Origin of the sequence: Streptomyces solincola (assembly GCF_002982015.1) — a bacterium.
GTDB lineage: Bacteria > Actinomycetota > Actinomycetes > Streptomycetales > Streptomycetaceae > Streptomyces > Streptomyces solincola.
The window spans coordinates 1-22,101 of sequence record NZ_PVLV01000071.1; the positions used below are offsets into that span (position 1 = coordinate 1).

Below are 22,101 nucleotides of genomic sequence, written 5' to 3' on the forward strand. Positions count from 1 at the left end.
TCGCTCCCCCGTCGCCGCCTGGGCCGCACCGGCCCCGAGGTCTCCGCGCTCGGCCTCGGCTGCATGGGCATGTCCGCGCTGTACGGCGAGAGCGACCGCGGCGAGTCCATCGCCACCGTCCACGCCGCCCTGGCCGCCGGCGTCACCCTGCTGGACACCGGCGACTTCTACGGCATGGGCCACAACGAGCTGCTGATCAACGAGGCGCTGCGCACCGCGCCCGCCGCCGACCGCGAGAAGGCCCTGGTCAGCGTCAAGTTCGGCGCGCTGCGGGACGTCGAGGGCGGCTTCAACGGCGTGGACGGCCGCCCGGCCGCGGTGAAGAACTTCGCCGCCTACTCCCTCCAGCGCCTGGGCGTCGACCACATCGACGTCTACCGGATCGCCCGCCTCGACCCCGACGTGCCGATCGAGGAGACCGTCGGCGCGATCGCCGAGCTGGTCCAGGCCGGTCACGTCCGGCACATCGGCCTGTCCGAGATCGGCGCGGAGACGCTGCGCCGGGCCGCCGCCACCGCCCCGATCTCCGACCTCCAGATCGAGTACGCACTGATCACCCGCGGCATCGAGGCGGAGATCCTGCCCACCGCCCGCGAGCTGGGCGTCGGCGTCACCGCGTACGGAGTGCTGTCCCGCGGCCTGATCAGCGGCCACTTCACCCGGGACCGCGAGCTGGGCGCGGGCGACTTCCGCGCCATGAGCCCCCGCTTCCAGGGCGACAACCTCACGCGGAACCTCGACCTGGTGGACAGGCTGCGCGAGATCGCCGACGCCAAGGGCGCCTCGGTCGCCCAGGTCGCCATCGCCTGGGTGCTGGCCCAGGGCGAGGACGTCGTCCCGCTGATCGGCGCCCGCCGGCGCGACCGGCTGACCGAGGCGCTGGGCGCGCTGGACGTCGTGCTGGACGCCGACGACCTGGCCGCCATCGAGAAGGCGGTGCCCGCCGGCTCGGCCTCCGGCGACCGTTACCCGTCGGACCAGATGGCCCATCTGGACAGCGAGCGATGAGCGCCTCCCCCGCCAGGTACCGTCACTGTCCATGAGCAGTGAAGCGCTGACCCCCGACCGCATCCTCGAAGCCACCGAGGAGGTCCTGCGGCGCTACGGCCCGGCCAAGGCCACGGTGGTCGACGTGGCGCGGGCGCTCGGCGTGAGCCACGGCAGCGTCTACCGCCACTTCCGCACCAAGGCGGCGCTGCGCGAGGCGGTCACCCAGCGCTGGCTGGGCCGCACCGAGGAGCTGCTCGCGGAGACCACCGCCGACCCCGGCACGGACCCCGGCCCGGAGAAGCTGCGGGCCTGGCTGGCGACGCTCTTCGACGCCAAGCGCCACAAGGCGGGCGACGATCCGGAGCTGTTCGCCACCTACAGCGCGCTGATCGACGACAGCAGCACCGTGGTGGAGCGGCACATCGAGACCCTGCTCGGCCAGGTGGAGCAGATCATCGAGGAGGGTGCGGCGGCCGGCCGCTTCGCCCCGGCCGACCCCGCCCAGGCGGCCCGCGCCGTCTTCGACGCCACCTCCCGCTTCCACGACCCCGCCTACGCCCCGGTGTGGTCCTCCCCCGCCATCCAGACCGAGTTCACCGCCGTCACCGACCTCCTCCTCCGCGGCCTGCGCCCATAGCTGCAGGCCGCGGAGGACCGCACGGCGGGACACCGCGGCACACGCCCCGAGCAGGACCTGGAGGAAACGTGAACCGACCGCTGCTGTTCCTCGACGTGGACGGGCCAGTCAACCCCTATGCAGCCCAGCCGGAGAGGCGTCCCGACGGCTACACCACACTCCGAGCCCCCCCGGGACAGCGCCCAGGACGACGGCGGCCTGTCCTCCCGACGACGCCCCTTGCGTGTCTGACTCAACCCGGAGCACGGGCGATCCCTGCTCCGGCTCGGCTTCGAGCCGTACTGGGCCACTCCACGGACGGGCGACGCCAACCGCTGGATCGCACCGGGTCATCGGCCTTCGGAGCTTCCCTTCGTCGACTTCGGCGAGCCCTCCTCCGGGAGCGCCCTGACGGGTCCACTGGAAGACCGCGCCGCTGGTGGGCTACGCGGGCGGGCGTTCTTTCACTTGGATGGACGACGAGCAGAGCGAGCTGGACCAGACCTACGTGACGACCCAGCACCAGGGGCTCGCACTCCTCCACCACGTCGACCCGCGCATCGGCCTGCGAGAAAGCGACTTCCGCGCGCCGTGTGACGCCCTCCCGTTCCGCGGAGACGCGATCATCGACGAGTGCCGACATCGTCACCGACGCCTTCGACGAAGGCGAGCGCGATCTCCAGCGCATTCCTCAGGCACCGCCGCGCATCCCCCAAGTCGGCCCTGCCCACGAGGATCGCGAGGAACTCCGCGTCCGGGTATCCGGCAGCCCGCCCCGGCTGGGCGGCGCCGAGCTGCCTGGTTGGCCGCACTCGCCGCCCCGGCGACTCGCGCCGCCTTACCTCCACCAACCGACATGCGCCTTCGCGGCCTGCGCTCGTAGGACCAGAGAGGGCGTGGCCCGGCCCGCGGGTTTGCGAGCTGCGGATTGGGCAGCACAGACGACCGCATGCTTGCGTCATTCAGGTCCCTCTGCCCTTAGCGGATCAGTCGGCTCGCCGTCCGCTGAGACGTGCCGCCAACACCGCCAGGGCTCGCCGACGAGCCGTGCCGGCAGAAGGACGGTCTCAGCTCGCGCCGAATTCTCCGAGATCCGCAATCAGACGCTGACGCGCAGCATCCAGGTGCGTCGTGTACGACGCATCGAAGATCGAGGACAACTGTGTTTCCAGTGCTCCATTGATAGAGAGCAGGGGAGACCACACAGCGCGATCGTCGACGATTGCCGCGAATTCGCTTCGTTGAAGAACCCGACTCATCCAATCGGAGAGTACGAGCGCTTGGTCGTGCGTCAATCCGATTTCCACGGAGCCATCCTCAGGTCGAGCTCTCATGCCGGCACCACGCTGCAATTTACCATCTCGAATGAGGTAGGCGTGTTGATCCCCTTCGCGCCTCCACCCGCCGACATGCTCTCCGACTTTGGATCCGTCCGCGGCGAACGATGCGTGCAGGCCTGCATCGTCCACAAAACGGAATGCCGGCCACCCTCGGTACGTTCCCTGAATTCGGTGAGCCGCCGAATTCTTGACGAGTTGTTCAACGGCCCGCAGGAAGGCCTACCCATTCGCCTTGCCATAAGGGCCCTTCACGCCGAAATCCTCAGCGCGCATGCTCCTTGATTGTTCGTGCTCATGTAGTGATGCGGAAGCTTGTCGGCCGACATCCGGTTCGTCCCGCACCCAGGCCCACTGTCGTGCACCAGCACCGGTGTGGGACCCGCCGACACGGACGCTCTCAATTGCGCGGGTGGTGCTGTCGCCCATGAGTACGCGGGTCCCGGCGAGGAAAGTCTCTTTATCTTTCGGAACACAGGGGAGAGGTCACGTCGCCCGAGGCGCGTCGCGTCGACGACCTCCTCCACACCGTTCCAGACTTTCTTCGCCCTGCCGAAAGGGGTGACGCCGGCGACGGCCATCGCGCATCCGCCCCAGGCGGGTTCCTTATGCACCGCTCTACGTCACCTGCGCCGGAGAACTTCCAGGCCGCCATGCCGCTCAGATGGAAGCAGAGTTCCCTGATATCTACCCCGACCTCTTGACCTTACGCCTGTACAGGCTGCGCGCCAGGCTCGCGACCGCTCCCCCGGGGCCGGCGGGATCGACGTCACTCCATGTCGACCTGCACGCCATATTCGCGCAATACGTCCGCCGCCGCCTCCGGAAAACCGGATGGGAGGAGTCGGCGAGAGATTCGCGCTTCCCGCCAGACGATTCTCTTAAGATTCCCCTGCCCGCAGTCAGAGGACAGGCAGTCCGCCAGGGCGTCGAGGTTCGACCCGAAGTACCCTCCGGCCCCGTTCACCGCCTCGCCCAGAGCTACGTAGAACGAGGCCGTGGTGGGCATGCGGCTGCCATCGAGCAGCACGACGTCAGCGGAACCGTACCGGGCCGCCCTGTGCCCGGTTGCGAACCAGGCGTTCTGCACGACGTGCAACCAAGCGATGTGCCGGTACGCCGACTGCTGCGCCCACTCCCCCTCCTGCAGGGGCCGATCCAACACCCACCGCCTCCAGATGTCCTCGGCTTCCGGATACTCACCGCGATCGCCGTGCATTTCGCAGAAGACGGCGGGATGTTCCGCGCCCTGCCCTCGCGCCTCCGCGGCACGCAGGCGCACCGGACCGATGTAGTACTCGCCAATCGTATCCTCCCGGTGATTTACGATCCGCAATACCGCACTGTCGACTTCTCGCCTGCCCGCAGCGAATCTACACACATTTCGAAACGTCACCTCCGGCGGTTCGCGGTCGGGCTGGACGAAGAACCCATCCAACTCCGCAGCGGCGATAAGGGTTTCGCCGGACTCGTCATCCACCAGCACACAGAGGGGGTACGCGTCCACAGCCGTCACGAGAAATTTACCTCTATCTACACGATGTTCTGTGGTGGAAGTCTGGCGGGTGCGGCAGCCAGTCGCCGCACCCACCAGCACACCCTACCTACTTCTTCCACCCCGAGTCAGGGAAGTGCGGTGCACTGAAGCGCTGAATCTTCCGGTAGTGGGTGGAAGTCCAGCCATACATCTTGATGCCGTTGGGAAGCTCCTTCACCAAAATTCTGTCAGTGTCCGGCCTACCAGGCACTCGATACTCCTTGGCGCCGGCCCACGACGGATGCTCGCGACCTTGATAAACATTGTGCGAGGTGATCCGCCCCGCCTTCACATCATCATAAGCCGAGGCTATGCGATAGTTCATCCCCTTCGGTAGCGGGGACGAGAGGTTGCCTACCGGGCAGTCACTGTTGTGGACCAGCACCGGTGTGACGTCCGTGAGGACGTAGTAGGAGTGGAGGTCGCGCACCGTGAGGTTGTAGGCAGGGCGCAGCCCATTCCAGTGATGAACACCGCTGACCCTCTCAGTGTCACCGTTCGGGGTGCGCAGCCGGTCGCCGACGACGAGTTCCCCGGCATCCTTCCACGTCTGCTCGCCCTCGACCCAGAAGGGGTGATGATCCGTGGCCGTAAGAGCACCACGGGCAGACGAGTCTGTACGAATGTCTGTGAATTCTCGGTCGTCCGGCGTGTATATGGTGGCGTCGACGGAACGAGGGCCGGTTTCGCCGGTCACCGGATCAGTGGCCAGAACTCGGTCGCCGATGCGAATGTCCTCGATGGGACGAGTGGTAGCGTCCCCCATCAGTACGCGAGTGCCAGCGAGGAAGCTGTGCTTGCCCACCGGAGTGCACGGAGGGGTGCCGTGTCGGCCGATGCGGGACGCGTCGACGACCTCTTCCACACCGTTCCAGACCTTCTTCGCCTTGCCGAACGGGGTGACGCCGGCGACGGCCATGGCGCAGCCGCCCCAGGTGGGTTCCTTGATGCACCTCTCGATGTCACCCGCGCCGGAGAACTCCCACGCCACCTTGCCGATGGCCTTGACGAGATCCAGGTCGGGCCGGGCGAAGATGATCTCGTACTTGCCCCTGTCGGACCCCGTGATCTCCGTCATCATGCAGGGCGGGATGGTGTCCCGGTTCATGGGGACGTAGCAGGGCTTCTTCTTGCTCTTCTCCGCCTCGATCTTCTTCCGGTGCTCTTCGGCTGCCTGGCGCTTGGCTTCGGCTATCTCGGCTTCACGCTTCTGCCGGGTGAATTCCCACGCCTGGCTCGCGGCGGCCTCGGCCGCTGCGGCGCTCTCGCCGGCGGCGAGCTTGGACCTCTCGGCGTCCGCCGCTGCCCACACCGCCTCGGCGGCGGACTCGCGGGCGTAGTCAGCGGAAAACTCGGCTTGGGCTGCGGAGGATTCAGCGGCGTCGGCGTCCTGTTCGGCCGACTTGGCGGCGTTGCGTGCGACGGTCGCGGACTGCGCAGCCTGGTTGGCACTGGCCGTGGCGGCGTCGGCGGAGTTCTTGGCGTCAGCCGCGTAGCCCTTGGCTGTGTCAGCGGACCTCTTGGCTTCGGCCGCGGCGGTGCCGGCCTCCGCACTGGCGCCATTGGCGAGAGCAGCCGCTTCGGCCGCGAGCCAGCGGTTGGCCTGGGCATGGGCCGCGACGATCTGACCTTCGGCGAGCAGCCTGGCGATCTGGGCGCGGTGGTGGCCGGTCAGGCCGTCCTTGCGGGCAGCCATGTACTGGCCGACGGTGACGAAGTCGTGCACCGACTGAGCATCACCGGCGAGGGCGGCCTTGGCGGCGGCCTTCAGCTCTGTGCCGCTTGCCGCCTCGTTGTAGATCTGCGAGGCGGTGACGGCTTCGTCAGCCTGGCGGGCGGAGTGCTGACCGGTCTGGAGGAAGGTTGCCAGTGCCTTGCCGCTGCCGTCGGCCAGGGCTATGCGGGCGGCTTCCTTCACACCCGTGTCCGCCGTGTTGTAGATCTTCGACACCGCCACGGACATGTCGGCCTGCCCGACGGTGTACTGGCCGGTGGTGAAGAAGGCGGCCACCTGCTCCGGGGTGCCCGTGAGCGCGTCAGCGGCGCCCTGCCGCACCGACGGATAGGGGCTGGAAGTGCTCAGTTGAAGGACCTTGTCCCTCGTCTCCTCCAGCTCCGCGGCCTTCCAACCGGAGCGCAGGTAGTCGAGTACGCCCTCGTCGCTTCCGCTCAGCGCGGCCATGGCGGCGGCCTCGTGCCAGGGACCGCGCATCTCCAGTGCGTCCATGGCCAGTTCGCGCCCCTTGTCCGCCAGAACGGGGACGTCAGCGCCGGGCTGGACCGCCTCGGCCGCCAGAGCCGCCGCGGTGGCGTCCAGCGAACGGGCGTCCCGCGCCACCGTCGCCGCCTCCGAGACCAGGCGGGAGTTGTACTCCTTCTGCGTGCGCGCCTCCTCGACCGCGGCCTCGCCGCGGGCCGTCAGCTCGGCGGCCTCCACGTCGAGCGCGACCTGGTGCACATTCTTCGCGGTGCTCACCGCCGCGGTCGCCGTTACCGCTGCGGTCTTGGCCGCGTCCGCCCACTTGCGTGCGTCGGCGGCCGCGGTAGCGCTCTGCCCGGCGTACTTCGCCGCCAGCTCGGCTGCGTCGGCCGCCTTGTCGGCGTGCGTGGCGGCCGAGGCCGCCGCGTCGCGCGCCGCATACGCCTGCTCCGCCGACCGCCGCGCCAGCGCGGTGGCGGCGTCAGCCGCGCGGTTGGCCGCGTTGGCGTGCCGGCGCGCGTCCGCCGCGGCGTTGCGCGCCTCCGAGGAGTGCACCCCGGCCGCCTCCGCGTGCCGGTTGGCCTCCTCTGCCGAGGTCGCGGCGGCCGACGCGTTCGTCCCGGCGCTCCGCGCTGCGGCGGCGGCCTCCCCGGCCGCCAAAGACGCCTTGGCCGACTGCTCGGCGGCCGCTATCGACGTCCGCACCAGCAGCGCCGCGCCCCGGGCGGCGGCGGCCTTCTGCTGGGCCTCCTTCGCCTTGCCCGCGTCCTTCGCCGCTGCGGCAGCCGCCCGGTAGGCGTCGTTCGCCGCGTTCGCCGCCGCGGCGGCCGCGTTCGCGGTCTGCGCCGCCGCCAGCGACGCCAGCCGCGCGGCGCGGTTGGCCGCGCTCGCCGCCCCGATCGCCTCCTGCGCCGCTCCGGCCGCCGCCCTCGCGGAATCCGCCGCCTGCTTGGCCTTGTACGCGGCACGGTTGGCGTCGTTGCGAGCCGCCTCCGTCTCGGCCGCCGCCTTTGCCGCGGCCTCCTTGGCTAGCTGCGAAGCGGCCACCGCCCGCGCGGACGCCTCCTGCGCGTTCTCCGTCGCGGCCTCGGCCTGCTTGCCGGCCTGCTTGGCCTGCTCCGTCAACTGAGCGACGGTCGCATGCTCCTGATCCCGGTTACGGGCCACGAACTGGCCCACCTCGAGGAACTCCGCGATGTCGTCCGGCGTGCCCCGCAGCGCCAGCTTCGCCGCCGCCTTGATGTTCGGGCCACCGGTGCTGAACAGCTTGGAGACCTCGACCGCGTTGTCCGCCTCCCGCGCCCGGTACTGCCCCGTCTCCAGGAACGCCGCGACAGCCTCCGGGCCCTCCTTCAGAGCCGCCTTGCCGGCGTCCTGGACACCCGTGCCCCCCACACTGACGGCCCGCGACGCCTCCACCGCACGGTCCGCCTCCAGAGGCTTCTGCCATCCGGTGGCCAGGAACCACTGGAGGTCCTCGTGACTGCCTCTCAGGGCTGTCCTGGCCGCCTCCCGCACCGACGGACCACCGACGGTGAACAACCGGCTCACGTCCACGGCGTCATCGGCCTGCTGGATGGCCGGCGCCTCGTCGAGAAAGCGTCGGATGTCCTCGTCCGAACCGAGCAGCGCCTGCTCGGCTGCCGCCCTGATACCCGCCCCGCCGTCATCCCAGTATGCCGCCGTCATGGCGCGGTTGAACGCGGGGTCGCTTGCGGGTTGCCCCTCCGCTGTCGCGGGGACGGCCCCGAGGAGGCTGGTGACGAGGACAGTGGGAAGAACGGCGGACAGAAACGACCGCCTCATGGTCTGCCCCGCTGGGAGGAGCCGGCCTATCGCCGGCGCCGGCGATGACCGTCCGGTCCACCTTGGCAGGGGCATGCCTCTGAGTCTCACGTGAGTGCTCTCTCTGAACGTCTGCTGGGAGATCCGGGGCCCTGCCGCACGCCACATCGCGGTACGAGGTCGAGGGGCCGCCTCGGGGATTCGCTTGCGCCCCGAAGGGGGAGCGATCATCGCCCGCTCGGATCGCACGATCTTTACATGCACTTCACCTTTGCGACGATCTGGGGGCGGAGCAACGTGCTTGTTCTGGCGGGAAACTGCCGTCTGTTCAGTTTCGGCTTGCCGGCCCTCGCCACTCCCGCAACATGCGAAGCCCCCGCCCGCACCGGTCGGTCGGTGCGGGCGGGGGCTTCGGGCCGGGAGCGGGCGTCAGCAGCCGAGCAGGCGGCTGCCGAGGTAGCCCTGGATCTGGTCGAGGGAGACGCGCTCCTGCTTCATGGAGTCGCGCTCGCGCACGGTGACTGCGTTGTCGTCGAGGGTGTCGAAGTCGACGGTGACGCAGAACGGCGTGCCGATCTCGTCCTGGCGGCGGTAGCGGCGGCCGATCGCGCCCGCGTCGTCGAACTCGATGTTCCAGTTCTTGCGCAGGTCGGCGGCCAGGCCCTTGGCCTTCGGCGAGAGCTGCGGGTTGCGGGAGAGCGGCAGCACCGCGGCCTTGACCGGCGCGAGGCGTGGGTCGAGGCGCATCACGGCGCGCTTCTCCATGACGCCCTTGGCGTTGGGGGCCTCGTCCTCGTTGTACGCGTCGAGGAGGAAGGCCAGCATGGCGCGGCCCACGCCCGCCGCCGGCTCGATGACGTAGGGGGTCCAGCGCTCGCCGGCCTCCTGGTCGTAGTACGCCAGGTCGGTGCCGGACGCCTTGGAGTGCGCGGACAGGTCGTAGTCGGTGCGGTTGGCGACGCCCTCCAGCTCGCCCCACTCGCTGCCGCCGAAGGAGAAGCGGTACTCGATGTCGGCGGTGCGCTTGGAGTAGTGGGAGAGCTTCTCCGCCGGGTGCTCGTACCAGCGCATGTTCTCCTCACGGAGACCCAGGTCGCGGTACCAGTTCCAGCGCTGCTCCATCCAGTATTCCTGCCACTGCTCGTCCTCGCCCGGCTTGACGAAGAACTCCATCTCCATCTGCTCGAACTCGCGGGTGCGGAAGATGAAGTTGCCCGGAGTGATCTCGTTCCGGAAGGACTTGCCCATCTGCGCGATGCCGAACGGCGGCTTCTTGCGCGAAGTCTGCTGCACCTGGGCGAAGTTGGTGAAGATGCCCTGGGCGGTCTCCGGGCGCAGGTAGGCGACGGAGCCGGAGTCCTGGGTCGGGCCGAGGTGGGTGGAGAGCAGGCCGGAGAACTGCTTGGGCTCGGTGAAGGTGCCCTTGTTGCCGCAGTTGGGGCAGTTGAGGTCCTTGAGGCCGTTCTCGGGGAGGCGGCCGTGCTTCTCCTCGTACGCCTCCTCGAGGTGGTCGGCGCGGTAGCGCTTGTGGCAGGAGGTGCACTCGGTGAGCGGGTCGGTGAAGGTGGCGACGTGCCCGGACGCCTCCCACACCTCGGTCGCCAGGATCACCGAGGAGTCGATGCCCACGACGTCCTCGCGCGAGGTGACCATGTAGCGCCACCACTGGCGCTTGATGTTCTCCTTCAGCTCGACACCCAGCGGTCCGTAGTCCCAGGCGGCGCGCTGCCCGCCGTAGATCTCGCTGCAGGGGTAGACGAAGCCACGGCGCTTGCTCAGGCTGACGATGGTGTCGATCTTGTCGGCGGCCACGGTGCTCTCTTCAGTACGACGGTCACGAACGGCGCTTGCGAATGATTCAGATTACCGGCGGGCGCACCCCCGGGACCAAATCGGTGGGTGACCCAGCACACGGAAGACCTTGTTGACAAACGTTTTCAATATTGTTGAAAATGACTGTCATGAGAGTACGCCGTTCGATACCTTCCGCCTCCGTCGCCGCCGCCGTCGCCCTCGGCCTGGTCACCCTGACCGCCTGCGGCGGCGCCGACTCCTCCCCGGCGGGAGCCGACGGCAAGGTGGACGTCGTCGCGTCCTTCTATCCGATGCAGTTCCTGGCCGAGCGCATCGGCGGCACGCACGTCGACGTCACCACTCTGACCCGGCCCGGCACCGAGCCGCACGACCTGGAGCTCAAGCCCCGGCAGATCGGCGAACTGGGCGAGGCCGACTACGTCCTCTACCTCAAGGGCCTCCAGCCCGCCGTGGACGAGGCCATCGACCAGGCCGAGGTGCGGAACAAGGTCGACGCCGGCTCGCTGACCACCCTGGAGAGCCACGGCGCGTCCACCGAGGGCCACAGCCATGAGCACGGCGAAGAGGGCCACGGCGAAGAGGGGCACGGCGAAGAGGGCCATGACCACGAGCACGAGGCCGGCACCGACCCGCACGTCTGGCTGGACCCGGTGAAGTACGCCGAGATCGCCAAGGGCGTCGGCGACTCCCTGGCCAAGGCCGACCCGGACCACGCCGCCGACTACGAGAAGAACACCGACGCGCTGGTCAAGGAGCTGACCGCGCTCGACACCGCGTACCGGACGGGCCTGGAGAACACCGCCACCCGCACTTTCATCACCACCCACGCCGCCTTCGGCTACCTCGCCGAGCGCTACGGCCTGGACCAGGAGGGCATCTCCGGCGTGAGCCCCGAGTCCGAGCCCAGCCCGGCGCGGATCAAGGCCCTCCAGTCCATCGCGAGGAAGGACAAGGTGAACACCGTGTTCTTTGAAACGCTCGCCAGCGACCGCACCGCGAAGACCCTGGCCAAGGACACCGGCCTGAAGACCGACGTGCTTGACCCGCTGGAGGGCATCACCGACCGCAGCAAGGGCGAGGACTACCTCCAGGTCATGCAGGCCAACCTGACCGCCCTGAAGAAGTCCCTGGGGGCCCGATGACGCAGCCGGCCGAGCGGCGGCCCGCCGGGCGGCCCACCGTCCCGAAAGCGCGCAGCAAGCCGATCGAGGACACCATGGAATCCGTGGAGAGCACCGAGCCCGTCATAGCCGTCCGCGCCGCCACCGCCACCCTCGGCGCGCGGCCCGTGCTGCGGGGCGTCGACCTCACCGTGAACCGCGGCGAGGTGGTCGCCCTGCTCGGGGCGAACGGCTCCGGCAAGTCCACCGCCGTCCGCTCGGTCATCGGCCAGGTGCCGCTGACCGGCGGCTCGGTCGCCCTGTTCGGCACCGGGCTGCGGCGCTTCCGCGACTGGGCCAGGGTCGGCTACGTGCCGCAGCGCACCACCGCCGCCGGCGGGGTGCCCGCCACCGTGCGCGAGGTCGTCTCCTCCGGCCGGCTCTCCCGGGCGAAGCTGGGCCGGCTCCGCAAGGCCGACCGGGCCGCGGTGGACCGGGCCATCGAGCTGGTGGGCCTGGCCGACCGGGCGAAGGACTCGGTCAGCGCGCTGTCCGGCGGCCAGCACCAGCGGGTGCTGATCGCCCGCGCGCTGGCCGCCGAACCGGAGCTGCTGATCATGGACGAGCCGATGGCCGGGGTGGACCTGGCCAGCCAGGAGGTGCTGGCCGACACCCTGCGCGAGCAGGTCGCCGCCGGCGCGACGGTGCTGCTGGTCCTGCACGAGCTGGGCCCGCTGGAGCCGCTGATCGACCGCGCGGTCGTGCTGCGGGACGGCTGCGTCGTCCACGACGGGCCGCCGCCCGAGGCCGTCGGGCAGCACGCGCTGCCCGGCCACGACCACGTACATCCGCACGCGGCCGACGAGCCGCTTCGCACGGGACTGTTCACCTGACCATGGAATTCCTCCAGTTCGCCTTCATGCAGCGGGCACTGCTCGCGGCCGTGCTGGTCGGCGTCACCGCCCCGGCCGTCGGGATCTACCTGGTCCAGCGGCGGCAGGCGCTGATGGGCGACGGCATCGGCCATGTCGCCATGACCGGCGTCGGCCTCGGCTTCCTGATGTCCACCAACCCGGTGTGGATGGCCACCCTGGTCGCCGTGCTGGGCGCGGTCGCCATGGAGCTGATCCGCTCCTACGGCCGCACCCACGGCGACATCGCGCTGGCCCTGCTGTTCTACGGCGGCATGGCCGGCGGCGTGATGCTGATCAACCTCGCCCCCGGCGGGTCGAACGCCAACCTCACCTCGTACCTCTTCGGCTCGCTGTCCACGGTCTCCGCGGACGACATCGTCTCGATCTGCCTGCTGGCCGCGTTCGTGATGCTGGTCACCCTCGGCCTGCGCCGGCAGTTGTTCGCGGTCAGCCAGGACGAGGAGTTCGCCCGGGTCACCGGGCTGCCGGTGCGCGCGCTGAACCTGCTGGTCGCGATCACCGCCGCGGTCACCGTCACCGTCGCCATGCGGGTGGTCGGCCTGCTGCTGGTCAGCGCCCTGATGGTGGTGCCGGTCGCGGCCGCCCAGCAGCTGGCCCGCAGCTTCCGCGCCACCTTCGTGATCGCCGTGCTCGTCGGCACCGGTGTCACCCTGGCCGGCACGGTCACGTCCTACTACCAGGACGTGCCGCCCGGCGCGACCATCGTGCTGCTCGCCATCGCGGTGTTCGTGCTGCTCACCGCGCTGGCCGCGCCGCTGTCCCGCCGCCGCGCGCGGGCCGCCGCCCCGCCCGGCGAGGCCGCCGCCGACACCTGCGACGTGGCCGTCCCCTCCGGCACCGGCACGGGAGGCGACGACGTACGGGTGTGACGGGCCCCGCGCCCGGTCCGGGCCTCCCTCCGGGGGAGCCTGGCAGAATGGCCCGCGTACATATGAGCGGGTCGAGTGTGAGGAGGCACCTGTGGCGACTGCTGGACCCCCCGGCGTGCGCGGCCGGTCGACCCGGCAGCGGGCCGCCGTGTCGGCGGCGCTGAACGAGGTCGACGAGTTCCGCAGCGCGCAGGACCTGCACGACATGCTGAAGCACCGGGGCGACTCGGTGGGCCTCACCACCGTCTACCGCACCCTCCAGTCGCTCGCCGAGGCGGGCGAGGTGGACGTGCTGCGCACCAGCGACGGCGAGGCGGTCTACCGCCGCTGCTCCACCGGCGAGCACCACCACCACCTGGTGTGCCGGGTGTGCGGCAAGGCCGTCGAGGTCGAGGGCCCCGCGGTCGAGCAGTGGGCGGAGTCCATCGCCGCCCAGCACGGCTTCGTGAACGTCGCCCACACCGTCGAGGTCTTCGGCACCTGCGAGGACTGCGCCAAGGCCGCCGCCGACGCCTGAGCCGGCCGGAGACGGGAATCGGCCGGCAGCCGCCGGCGCCGCCGGGCCCGGAAGCGGTCAGGCGTCCACCCACCCCGGCTCCGCGAGCAGCTCCGCCAGCTCGTTCACCAGGCGGGCCGTGTGGAAGCCGTCCGCGGCGGCGTGGTGGGCCTGGACCGCGAGCGGCATCAGCGTCCGGCCGTCCCGCTCGGCGTACCGGCCGAGTGTGAAGATCGGCGCGAGGTGGTCCCAGCCGTCGCGGATGTTCAGGGTGAAGCCGGTGAAGGACGCCCACGGCAGGCTGGAGACGTCGAACGCGTTGGGCGGCGGCGGTCCCTGCGGGAAGAAGTCGACGGCCCGCGCGTGCGCGGCGAGCAGCGGGGCGGCGGCCTCGTGGAACGCCCCGAAGTCGGGGTCGTACGGCGTCCACACGCACGCGAAGGTCTCGCGCTCCGGGTTGAGGACGGTGAACGCCGGGTGCACCACCGGCCAGACCGCCGGATCGCCCGCCGCGGTGAGGCACATCCGGAACTCCTCGTGCCGGTTGACCACCGTGGCCAGGGCCCAGACCTGCGCGAGATAGGTCTTGCGCCGTGATCCGCGCAGCGCCGAGGCGAAGGCGGTGACGTCGACCTCCACCGTCATCGCGTAGGTGCAGGGCACGGCCCGGCGGTAGTGCGCGAAGTGCTGCCGGCGCGGCCAGGTGTCGAGGTCGACCGGGGTCGGGGTCGGGAGCGGGGTCGGCGCGGCGTCCATCCGGCCATCATGCCGAGCAGGGCGCGCGGCCCGAAACGCATTTCCGGGCCGCCGCGCCCTCGGCCGCTACGCCTCCGGGCGGCCGTGCGCGTCCGCCGCCGGCTCCTCGTTGGGGATCGCCCCGCCGAAGCGCCGGTCGCGCTGGGCGTACTCCAGGCAGGCCCGCCACAGGTCGCGCCGGTCGAAGTCCGGCCACAGCACGTCCTGGAAGACCATCTCGGCGTAGCTGGACTGCCAGATCAGGTAGTTGGAGGTGCGCTGCTCGCCGCTGGGGCGCAGGAAGACGTCCACGTCCGGCATGTCCGGGTAGTAGAGGTACTTCTGGAACGTCTTCTCGTTGACCTTTGCCGGGTCGAGCCGCCCGGCCGCGACCTCCTCGGCGATCTTCTTCGCCGCGTCCGCGATCTCCGCCCGGCCGCCGTAGTTGACGCAGAAGTACAGCGTCATCCGGTCGTTGTCCTTGGTCTGCTCCTGGGCGATCTGGAGCTCCTGGACGACCGACTTCCACATCTTGGGCATCCGGCCCACCCAGCGGATGCGGATGCCGAGCGCGTCCATCTCGTCGCGGCGGCGGCGGATGACGTCCCGGTTGAAGTTCATCAGGAAGCGCACCTCGTCCGGCGAGCGCTTCCAGTTCTCGGTGGAGAAGGCGTACAGCGAGAGGTTCTTCACGCCCATCTCGATGCAGCCCTTGAGCACGTCCAGCACGACGCCCTCGCCGACCTTGTGCCCCTCGGTGCGCGGCAGGCCCCGCTCCTTGGCCCAGCGGCCGTTGCCGTCCATCACGCACGCCACGTGCCGGGGCACCAGCTCGGCGGGGATCTTGGGCGGCCGCGCGCCGGACGGGTGCGGCTCGGGGTCCTGGTAGTCGCGCCGGGACCGCCCCAGGAATCCGCGTCGTGCCATGCGGGTCACACACTCCTCGATATCCACTGCCATCGCATTGCTGTCGTCACTTCTCCACGTAGCGCAGCGAGCGCAGCCCGCGCTCCAGGTGCCAGTGCAGATAGGCCGAGACCAGTCCGCTGCCCTCCCGGACGTGCCGGGGCTCGCACGCGTCGGCCGTCGCCCAGTCGCCGGTCAGCAGCGCGCTGAGCAGCCCGACGGCCTCCGCAGAGGGTACGACGCTGCCGGGCACCCGGCAGTCGCCGCATATCACCCCGCCCGCCCCGACCGAGAAGAACCGGTTGGGTCCGGGCAGCCCGCAGCGCGCGCAGTCGTCGAAGGAGGGCGCGTAGCCGTTGACCGCGAGCGAGCGCAGCAGGAAGGCGTCCAGGATCAGGTGCGGGGCGTGCTCGCCCCTCGACAGCGTCCGCAGGCCGCCCACCAGCAGCAGGTACTGCTGCACGGCCGGCTCGCCCTCGTGGTCGGTGAACCGCTCGGCCGTCTCCAGCATGGCCGTCCCGGCGGTGTAGCGGGCGTAGTCGGTGACGATCCCGCCGCCGTACGGGGCGATGGTCTCGCTCTGCGTGCACAGCGGCAGCCCCCGCCCCACCAGCTCGCTGCCGCGCGCGAAGAACTGCACGTCGACATGGCTGAAGGGCTCCAGCCGGGCCCCGAACTTCGACTTCGTGCGCCGCACCCCGCGCGCCACCGCCCGCACCCGCCCGTGCGCCCGGGTGAGGATCGTGATGATGCGGTCCGCCTCACCCAGCTTCTGGGTGCGCAGCACGATGCCGTCGTCGCGGAACAGGGTCATGCGGTCCATTCTCCCGTACGCCGCCCCGGTCCCCGCCCCCGCTTGACCTTGCCACGGTGGCAAGGTCTTGCCTGGGGCCCGGAGGTGGTCCTGATGATCAGGCCGGACGACGACATGGACACGCGGCCGCTGGCGGAGGGCGGTGCTTCGGCACGGCTGCGCGCCGCGCTGGCGCTCGGCACGTCACCCGACCCGCGCGCGCTCGCCGCGCTGGTCGAGCGGTGCGCGGTCGAACCCGACTTCCCGGTGCGCGAGGCGCTGACCTGGGCGCTCACCCGCCTTCCGGCGGCGCTCACCGTCCCGGCGCTGGTGGGCGAGCTGGGCTCCGCGACGGCCCAGGCGCGCAGCCAGGCGCTGCACACCCTGTCCAAGATCGGCGACCGGCGGGCCTGGCCGGCGATCACCCGGGCGCTGCTGACCGACGCCGACGACGAGGTGGCCCGCACCGCCTGGCGTGCGGCGGCCGCCCTGGCCCCGGAGGACGAGCGGCCCGCGCTCGCGGCCGTCCTGGCGTCCCAACTGGGGCGCGGCGGCCGGGAGACGCAGCGCAGTCTCAGCCGGGCGCTCGTCGCCGTCGGCGAGGCGGCCGTGCCGGTCCTCCTGCACACCGCCGCCTCCGCCCCCGACCCGGTCGTACGCGAGCACGCGCTGGCCACCGAACGGCTGCGGCGCGACCCGGACAGCGGGTTCGACTTCGCGATCGAGGAGGCGAGGCGCATCGTGGCCCTGGGCGGCGACGGCCGCCGGCCGGCGGGATGAAGGGCGGGCGCGGATGCTGATCGGTGAGGTGGCGCGGCGGTGCGGGGTCAGCGCCCGGATGCTCCGGCACTACGAGACGCTGGGCCTGGTCCGGCCGACCGGCCGCACCGGCACCGGGTACCGCGCGTACGCCGAGGACGACCTGCGCCGGATCTTCCATGTGGAGAGCCTGCGGTCCCTGGGTCTCTCGCTGCGCGAGGTCGCGCGGGCCCTGGACGATCCGGGCTTCAGCCCCGCCGGGCTGGTGGACGACCTGATCCGGCGCACCGGCGAGCGCCTCGCGGCCGAGACGGAGCTGCTCACCCGCCTGCGCCGCATCGACGCGGCCGGGCCCGCCGACTGGGACGACGTGCTCCAGGCCGTCGCCCTGCTGCGGGCCCTGGGCTCCGCCAGCCCCAGGGCGCGCCAGCGCGCCGCCCTCGCCTCGGCGACGGAGGCTCCCGCCCCGGTGGACGCCCTGGTGGACGCGGTGCTGGCGGAGCGGGACCCGAACGTCGCGGGCGCCCTGCGGTGGGCCCTGGCCCGCGCGGGCCAGGACGCGCTCGCCCCGCTGTCCCGGGGGCTCGGCTCCCCCGACGCCGCCGTCCGCCGCCGTGCCGTGCGGGCCGTCGCCGGTCTTCCGCCCGGCCCGGCGGTGACCGAGGTGCTGCGCGAGGCCCACCGCACCAGCCCCGACGTGGCGGTACGCCGGCACGCGGCGTTGACGCTCGGGGCGCGGGGCGTGGCCGACGCCGTTCCGACGCTGGTCGACATGGTCGTCGTGGAGGTGAACGACGTGGACGCCGCCGACGCGCTGAGCACCCTGGCGGCCCGGCCCGCCCCCGCCGAGCGGATCGCCGCCCTGCTCGTCGAGCGGCTCGCTCACCGCGCCACCGGGCCCGCCGCCCGCCGGCGGCTGACCCAGGCGCTCGCCGGCATCCCGGGCCCCACCGCGACCCGCGCCCTGGCCGACCTGTGCGAGGACGAGGACCGGGCCGTCGCGCTCACCGCGAGCTACGTCCTGGGCATGCGCGAGGGCCCCGGCTAGCCCCGTGCGCCGACCCCCACCCGTGAGGAAGGGGCCCGGTCCACGGGTCCGGCTCCTCCTGCCGGGCGTGTGGGCCGCGGTCAGACCACCTCGCCCCGGCTGCGGGCGTTGACGTACGCCGTCGCGGCGCTGATGCGTTCGGCGTCGGTCGCCCGGCGCACCCCGTCCGGCGGGCAGTCCCACTCCCGGCCGCCGCCGATGGGCCGCAGCTGGACGTACGGTCCGACCCGGCCCATCAGCCGCGCCACCCGCCCGGTGCGGATCTCCACGACGTACGCCCCCTCGGGCAGTCGGTCGCCCTCACACGACAGGCTCACGTTCGGCCCCTTTCCCCGGCAGCGCGGCGGCGAGCAGCAGCGCCGTCTCCGCCGTGCAGCGTCCCAGTTCCACGAGCGGCCGTCCGTAGGAGGCGGCGGCGGTCACGGGGTCCAGACCCAGCGACGGCAGCGTGATCCCGGCCCTGTGCAGTGCCGCGCGCAATTCCGTCACCGCGCCCATCGCCTCCCGGATTCCGGTCTCCTGCGACGCCCACTCGCTTGCCTTCTCCACAACGCTGCCCTTTCGTCGTCCATTTCTCGCTTACGGCCACCAGAGTGACCCGGATTCCGTAACATCGGCAGACGGTCGGGCACTACAACGGCAGGGCAGGCGAGGGGAGTTAATCCATGGCCAAAGGCGTGGGGCCGGGACACCGGGCGACCTGGGAGTTCTGGGGCGAGGAACTGCGGGAGCGCCGAATGAAGGCGGGCCTGACGCAGGACGACCTGGGCCGTCGGGTGTTCGTTTCCGGCGGCTACATCGGCCAGTTCGAACAGGCGATTCGCAAACCGCAGTTGGACGTGGCGGCGCGGATCGACGAGATCCTGCAAAGCGGAGGCTTTTTCGAGCGGATGTGTCGCAAGCTCATCAACAAGTCGCCGTACGCGGACTATTTCCGCGAGGTGGCGGACCTGGAGGCGCTGGCGACGACGATCTGCGAGTTCGCGCCGACGGTGGTGCCGGGACTGCTCCAGACGGCGGAGTACGCACGCCAGGTCACCGTCGCGGCCAACCCCTTCGCCGCCGACGAGTACGTCGAGGAGAAGGTCAGTTCACGGACCGACCGCTCCCGCATCCTGGCGGACGCTACACGACCCGAGTATTGGGTCGTCCTCCATGAGAACGTCCTCCGGGTGCAGGTCGGCGGCCCGGGGGTGATGGCCGCCCAACTGGAGCACATCGCGGCCCGAGCGCGGGCCAGGGAACTGGTGGTGGCAGTGATCCCGTGCGTAGCTGGTGCGCACCCCTCCATGATGGGATCGCTGAAGCTCATGGAGTTCGAAGACGCCCCGCCCGTCGGCTACACCGAGACCGCGTTCACCGGCACGCTCCTGGACGATCCGGCGGTAGTGAAGAAGGCTCGCCGTGCCTACGATCTACTGAGGGTCGCCGCGTTGTCGCCGGAGGCGTCCCTCGCCCTGATCGAGTCGGCGGCGGAGGAATTCAGACGATGCGCGCGTACGACCTGAGCACCGCCCACTGGTTCAAGAGCTCCTACAGCAACGGCTCCGGCGGAAACTGCGTCGAAGTCGCGTACGACTTCACCGGGGCCGCCGCCTGGCGCAAGAGCACGTACAGCAACGGCGAAGGCGGCGACTGCCTCGAAGTCCGCGACGACGTCCCCGGGGTCGTCCCCGTCCGGGACAGCAAGGTGACCGACGGTCCCGTGGTCGTCGTGGGCGCGGCCGCCTGGTCCGCGTTCGTGGGGCTCGCGGCGGCGGACGCCCGTATCTGAGGGGGCCGGGTCTACTTCAGTTGCCGTCGGGCGGCCGGTTCGCGCAGGCCCGCGTCCTTGCGCAGGGCGCGGGCCAGCACCACGCCCACGACGATCAGGCCGACGCTGAAGTAGCGGGGGCCGCCGTCGAAGACCAGGCTGAGGATGCCGGCCGGGATCAGCAGCCCGACGAAGGGCAGCAGGAGATCGCGTACGGGCGGCTCGTGCTCCCCGGTGCCCATGCGGGAGCGGACGACGGCCGGGTACCACTCGGTGAAGCGGGCCGCCGTGACGAACGCGGCGGCCTGCACCAGCCAGCCCGTCCACAGGTTGTCCGGGTTGTGCAGGATGAGGTCGCCGCAGGCGTCGGCCACCGTCGCGGACAGGAAGGCCAGCGCCCAGGCGGCGGTGATGACCCGGTTGGTGCGCAGGAAGTCCGGTTCCCGCCACAGGTCGCGGTCGCACTTCTGGCGGGCGTAGGGGAGCGTGAGGGGCGCGCGCACGGCGAGCGAGACGAGGCAGAGCAGCACCACCGTGAGGTTGGTCACTTCGCCCGCGTAGCTTTCCAGCCATCGCACGATGTTTTCCGGCGCGGTGAGGCCGAGGACGCCGAGGGCGGCGAAGACCGCGACGGCGGTCGGTTCGGTGACGCCCATGGCGGCGTCCTGGCCGGTGGCGTGCCGCAGGGCGAGCAGCGCGAGGGCCGCGGCGAGCGCGGCGATCACCCCGTATCCGTACCGCCCGGGGCCGCTTACCAGGGAGAAGACCATCCACGGCAGCATGCCGACGACGGAGTTGTTCAGCAGGCGGGCGGTACGCATGGTTCCAGCGTGGCGCGCGGGGCGCGGTGACGCGAGTGTTGATCGCCCGACCGCCGGTCATCAAGGCGGCTTATGGGGTCATAGGCAGGGGGCGGGTACTGAGGTGAGGGCAGCCTTACTTAGGCTGGTGCGCGAGCATGTACGTTTCGCGCTCTCTCCTCGCTCGAAGGGAATCCGCCATGCCCCGCCCCCTGCGGGTCGCGATCGTCGGTGCCGGCCCCGCCGGGATCTACGCCGCCGACGCCCTGCTGAAGTCCGACACCGCCGCCGACCCCGGTGTGTCGATCGACCTCTTCGAGCGCATGCCCGCGCCGTTCGGCCTGATCCGCTACGGCGTCGCGCCGGACCACCCGCGGATCAAGGGCATCATCACCGCGCTGCACCAGGTGCTGGACAAGCCGCAGATCCGGCTGTTCGGCAACGTGGACTACGGCAAGGACCTCTCGCTGGACGACCTGCGCGCGTTCTACGACGCGGTGATCTTCTCCACCGGTGCGACCGCCGACCGCGAGCTGCGGATCCCCGGCGTCGAGCTGGACGGCTCCTACGGCGCGGCGGACTTCGTCTCCTGGTACGACGGGCACCCGGACGTGCCGCGCACCTGGCCGCTGGAGGCGGAGAAGGTCGCGGTGCTGGGCGTGGGCAACGTGGCGCTGGACATCGCGCGGGTGCTGGCGAAGACGGCGGACGAGCTGCTGCCGACGGAGATCCCGCCGAACGTCTACGAGGGCCTGAAGCAGAACAAGGCGCTGGAGGTGCACGTCTTCGGGCGGCGCGGCCCGGCGCAGGCGAAGTTCTCCCCGATGGAGCTGCGCGAGCTGGACCACTCGCCGAACATCGAGGTCATCGTCAACCCCGAGGACATCGACTACGACGACGGCTCGATCGAGCAGCGCCGGTCGAACAAGCAGGTCGACATGGTCGCCAAGACCCTGGAGAACTGGGCGATCCGGGACGTCGGCGACCGGCCGCACAAGCTGTTCCTGCACTTCTTCGAGTCCCCGACGGAGATCGTCGGCGAGGACGGCAAGGTCACCGGGCTGCGCACCGAGCGCACCGAGCTGGACGGCACCGGCAACGTGCGCGGCACGGGTCAGTTCACCACCTGGGACGTGCAGTCCGTCTACCGGGCGGTCGGCTACCTCTCCGACGAGCTGGTGAAGCTGCCGTGGGACGTGGCCAGCGGCACCGTGCCGGACGCCGGCGGCCGGGTGATCGAGGAGGGCGGCCAGCCGATGCCGTCCACCTACGTCACCGGCTGGATCCGCCGGGGGCCGGTCGGCCTGATCGGCCACACCAAGGGCGACGCCAACGAGACCGTGGGCAACCTGCTGGCGGACTTCGCCGAGGGCAGGCTGCTGACCCCGCGCGCCCCGGAGGAGGACGCGGTGGTCGACTTCCTCGCGTCCAAGGGCGTGGAGTACACCACCTGGGACGGCTGGTACCGGCTGGACGCGGCCGAGAAGGCGCTGGGCGCGCTCCAGGGCCGGGAGCGGGTCAAGATCGTCGAGCGTCGCGGCATGCTGGACGCCAGCGCCGACCCGGCGCAGCTCAAGGCCGCCGTCGAGACGGCCGTGGCCGAGGCGATCGTCGCCGAGAGCGGCCT

Annotated in this window: 20 protein-coding genes and 2 pseudogenes; 12 read left to right on the plus strand and 10 right to left on the minus strand. The window is 71.0% G+C overall.

From position 1 onward, the window contains the following. The 3 genes and pseudogenes from C6N75_RS04940 to C6N75_RS31355 all read left to right on the plus strand — a co-directional run. On the plus strand, positions 1-1,008 hold a 1,008-nt coding region (locus C6N75_RS04940), incomplete at its 5' end, for an aldo/keto reductase (protein ID WP_258177233.1). 31 nt (positions 1,009-1,039) lie between these two features. Beyond that, positions 1,040-1,627 (plus strand): TetR family transcriptional regulator, encoded by a 588-nt coding sequence (locus C6N75_RS04945; protein ID WP_105867604.1) that lies wholly within the window; start codon positions 1,040-1,042, stop codon positions 1,625-1,627. A 68-nt stretch (positions 1,628-1,695) separates the two neighbouring features. Then, positions 1,696-2,204: pseudogene (locus C6N75_RS31355) on the plus strand (hypothetical protein); the annotation flags it as partial. 469 nt (positions 2,205-2,673) lie between these two features. Here the strand turns inward: C6N75_RS31355 and C6N75_RS04955 are convergent. The 4 genes from C6N75_RS04955 to C6N75_RS04970 form a co-directional block, all read right to left on the minus strand. Beyond that, positions 2,674-2,913 (minus strand): hypothetical protein, encoded by a 240-nt coding sequence (locus C6N75_RS04955; protein WP_105867605.1) that lies wholly within the window; start codon positions 2,911-2,913, stop codon positions 2,674-2,676. Between the two features lie 799 nt (positions 2,914-3,712). Continuing rightward, positions 3,713-4,429: a barstar family protein gene (locus C6N75_RS30080; RefSeq protein ID WP_146132487.1), complete on the minus strand. Its 717-nt coding sequence runs from the start codon at positions 4,427-4,429 to the stop codon at positions 3,713-3,715. Positions 4,430-4,547: 118 nt separating this feature from the next. Then, positions 4,548-8,369, minus strand: coding sequence for a polymorphic toxin-type HINT domain-containing protein (locus C6N75_RS04965; protein ID WP_258177234.1), 3,822 nt, complete (start codon positions 8,367-8,369; stop codon positions 4,548-4,550). Between the two features lie 525 nt (positions 8,370-8,894). Continuing rightward, positions 8,895-10,277 carry a glycine--tRNA ligase gene (locus C6N75_RS04970; RefSeq protein ID WP_105867607.1) on the minus strand — a complete coding sequence of 461 codons (1,383 nt, stop codon included), beginning with the start codon at positions 10,275-10,277 and terminating at the stop codon, positions 8,895-8,897. A gap of 149 nt (positions 10,278-10,426) precedes the next feature. Here C6N75_RS04970 and C6N75_RS04975 point away from each other — a divergent pair, with 149 nt between their 5' ends. The 4 genes from C6N75_RS04975 (at position 10,427) to C6N75_RS04990 (ending at position 13,701) form a co-directional block, all read left to right on the plus strand. Beyond that, positions 10,427-11,422 (plus strand): metal ABC transporter substrate-binding protein, encoded by a 996-nt coding sequence (locus C6N75_RS04975; RefSeq protein ID WP_105867608.1) that lies wholly within the window; start codon positions 10,427-10,429, stop codon positions 11,420-11,422. A gap of 74 nt (positions 11,423-11,496) precedes the next feature. After that, positions 11,497-12,273 (plus strand): metal ABC transporter ATP-binding protein, encoded by a 777-nt coding sequence (locus C6N75_RS04980; protein WP_105867670.1) that lies wholly within the window; start codon positions 11,497-11,499, stop codon positions 12,271-12,273. Positions 12,274-12,275: 2 nt separating this feature from the next. Further along, positions 12,276-13,184 (plus strand): metal ABC transporter permease, encoded by a 909-nt coding sequence (locus C6N75_RS04985; protein WP_105867609.1) that lies wholly within the window; start codon positions 12,276-12,278, stop codon positions 13,182-13,184. 91 nt (positions 13,185-13,275) lie between these two features. Continuing rightward, positions 13,276-13,701: a Fur family transcriptional regulator gene (locus C6N75_RS04990; RefSeq protein WP_105867610.1), complete on the plus strand. Its 426-nt coding sequence runs from the start codon at positions 13,276-13,278 to the stop codon at positions 13,699-13,701. A gap of 57 nt (positions 13,702-13,758) precedes the next feature. Here C6N75_RS04990 and C6N75_RS04995 read toward each other — a convergent pair whose 3' ends face one another. The 3 genes from C6N75_RS04995 to recO all read right to left on the minus strand — a co-directional run bounded on the left by C6N75_RS04995 (position 13,759) and on the right by recO (position 16,135). Further along, positions 13,759-14,436, minus strand: coding sequence for a CatA-like O-acetyltransferase (locus C6N75_RS04995; RefSeq protein WP_105867611.1), 678 nt, complete (start codon positions 14,434-14,436; stop codon positions 13,759-13,761). Between the two features lie 66 nt (positions 14,437-14,502). After that, positions 14,503-15,342, minus strand: a complete 840-nt coding sequence (locus C6N75_RS05000) for an isoprenyl transferase (protein ID WP_105867612.1) — start codon at positions 15,340-15,342, stop codon at positions 14,503-14,505. A gap of 46 nt (positions 15,343-15,388) precedes the next feature. After that, entirely contained in the window at positions 15,389-16,135 is a 747-nt protein-coding gene (gene recO / locus C6N75_RS05005; protein ID WP_105867671.1) for a DNA repair protein RecO, read from the minus strand. 93 nt (positions 16,136-16,228) lie between these two features. On the opposite strand from recO, the gene C6N75_RS05010 reads away from it, so the two are divergent. Next, positions 16,229-16,894 carry a HEAT repeat domain-containing protein gene (locus C6N75_RS05010; RefSeq protein WP_107503733.1) on the plus strand — a complete coding sequence of 222 codons (666 nt, stop codon included), beginning with the start codon at positions 16,229-16,231 and terminating at the stop codon, positions 16,892-16,894. A 13-nt stretch (positions 16,895-16,907) separates the two neighbouring features. After that, a complete protein-coding gene (locus tag C6N75_RS05015; protein ID WP_105867613.1) occupies positions 16,908-17,921 on the plus strand; it encodes a HEAT repeat domain-containing protein in 1,014 nt (337 codons plus the stop codon). 80 nt (positions 17,922-18,001) lie between these two features. Here C6N75_RS05015 and C6N75_RS05020 read toward each other — a convergent pair whose 3' ends face one another. After that, a complete protein-coding gene (locus tag C6N75_RS05020; protein WP_181160351.1) occupies positions 18,002-18,232 on the minus strand; it encodes a hypothetical protein in 231 nt (76 codons plus the stop codon). Further along, entirely contained in the window at positions 18,222-18,419 is a 198-nt protein-coding gene (locus tag C6N75_RS05025) for a hypothetical protein (RefSeq protein ID WP_105867672.1), read from the minus strand. The genes C6N75_RS05020 and C6N75_RS05025 overlap by 11 nt, the downstream gene beginning before the upstream one ends. A gap of 167 nt (positions 18,420-18,586) precedes the next feature. Here C6N75_RS05025 and C6N75_RS05030 point away from each other — a divergent pair, with 167 nt between their 5' ends. Together C6N75_RS05030 and C6N75_RS05035 are read left to right on the plus strand one after the other, a co-directional pair. Then, a complete protein-coding gene (locus tag C6N75_RS05030; protein WP_105867615.1) occupies positions 18,587-19,429 on the plus strand; it encodes a helix-turn-helix domain-containing protein in 843 nt (280 codons plus the stop codon). Then, positions 19,411-19,695: a DUF397 domain-containing protein gene (locus C6N75_RS05035; protein WP_105867616.1), complete on the plus strand. Its 285-nt coding sequence runs from the start codon at positions 19,411-19,413 to the stop codon at positions 19,693-19,695. Before C6N75_RS05030 ends, C6N75_RS05035 begins: the two co-directional genes overlap by 19 nt. Positions 19,696-19,706: 11 nt before the next feature. Here the strand turns inward: C6N75_RS05035 and C6N75_RS05040 are convergent, their stop codons facing one another. After that, complete coding sequence (locus C6N75_RS05040) at positions 19,707-20,495, minus strand: hypothetical protein (RefSeq protein WP_105867617.1); 789 nt, start codon at positions 20,493-20,495, stop codon at positions 19,707-19,709. Between the two features lie 179 nt (positions 20,496-20,674). Here C6N75_RS05040 and C6N75_RS05045 point away from each other — a divergent pair. Beyond that, positions 20,675-22,030, plus strand: a pseudogene (locus tag C6N75_RS05045) (FAD-dependent oxidoreductase); the annotation flags it as partial. Positions 22,031-22,101: the final 71 nt, after the last annotated feature.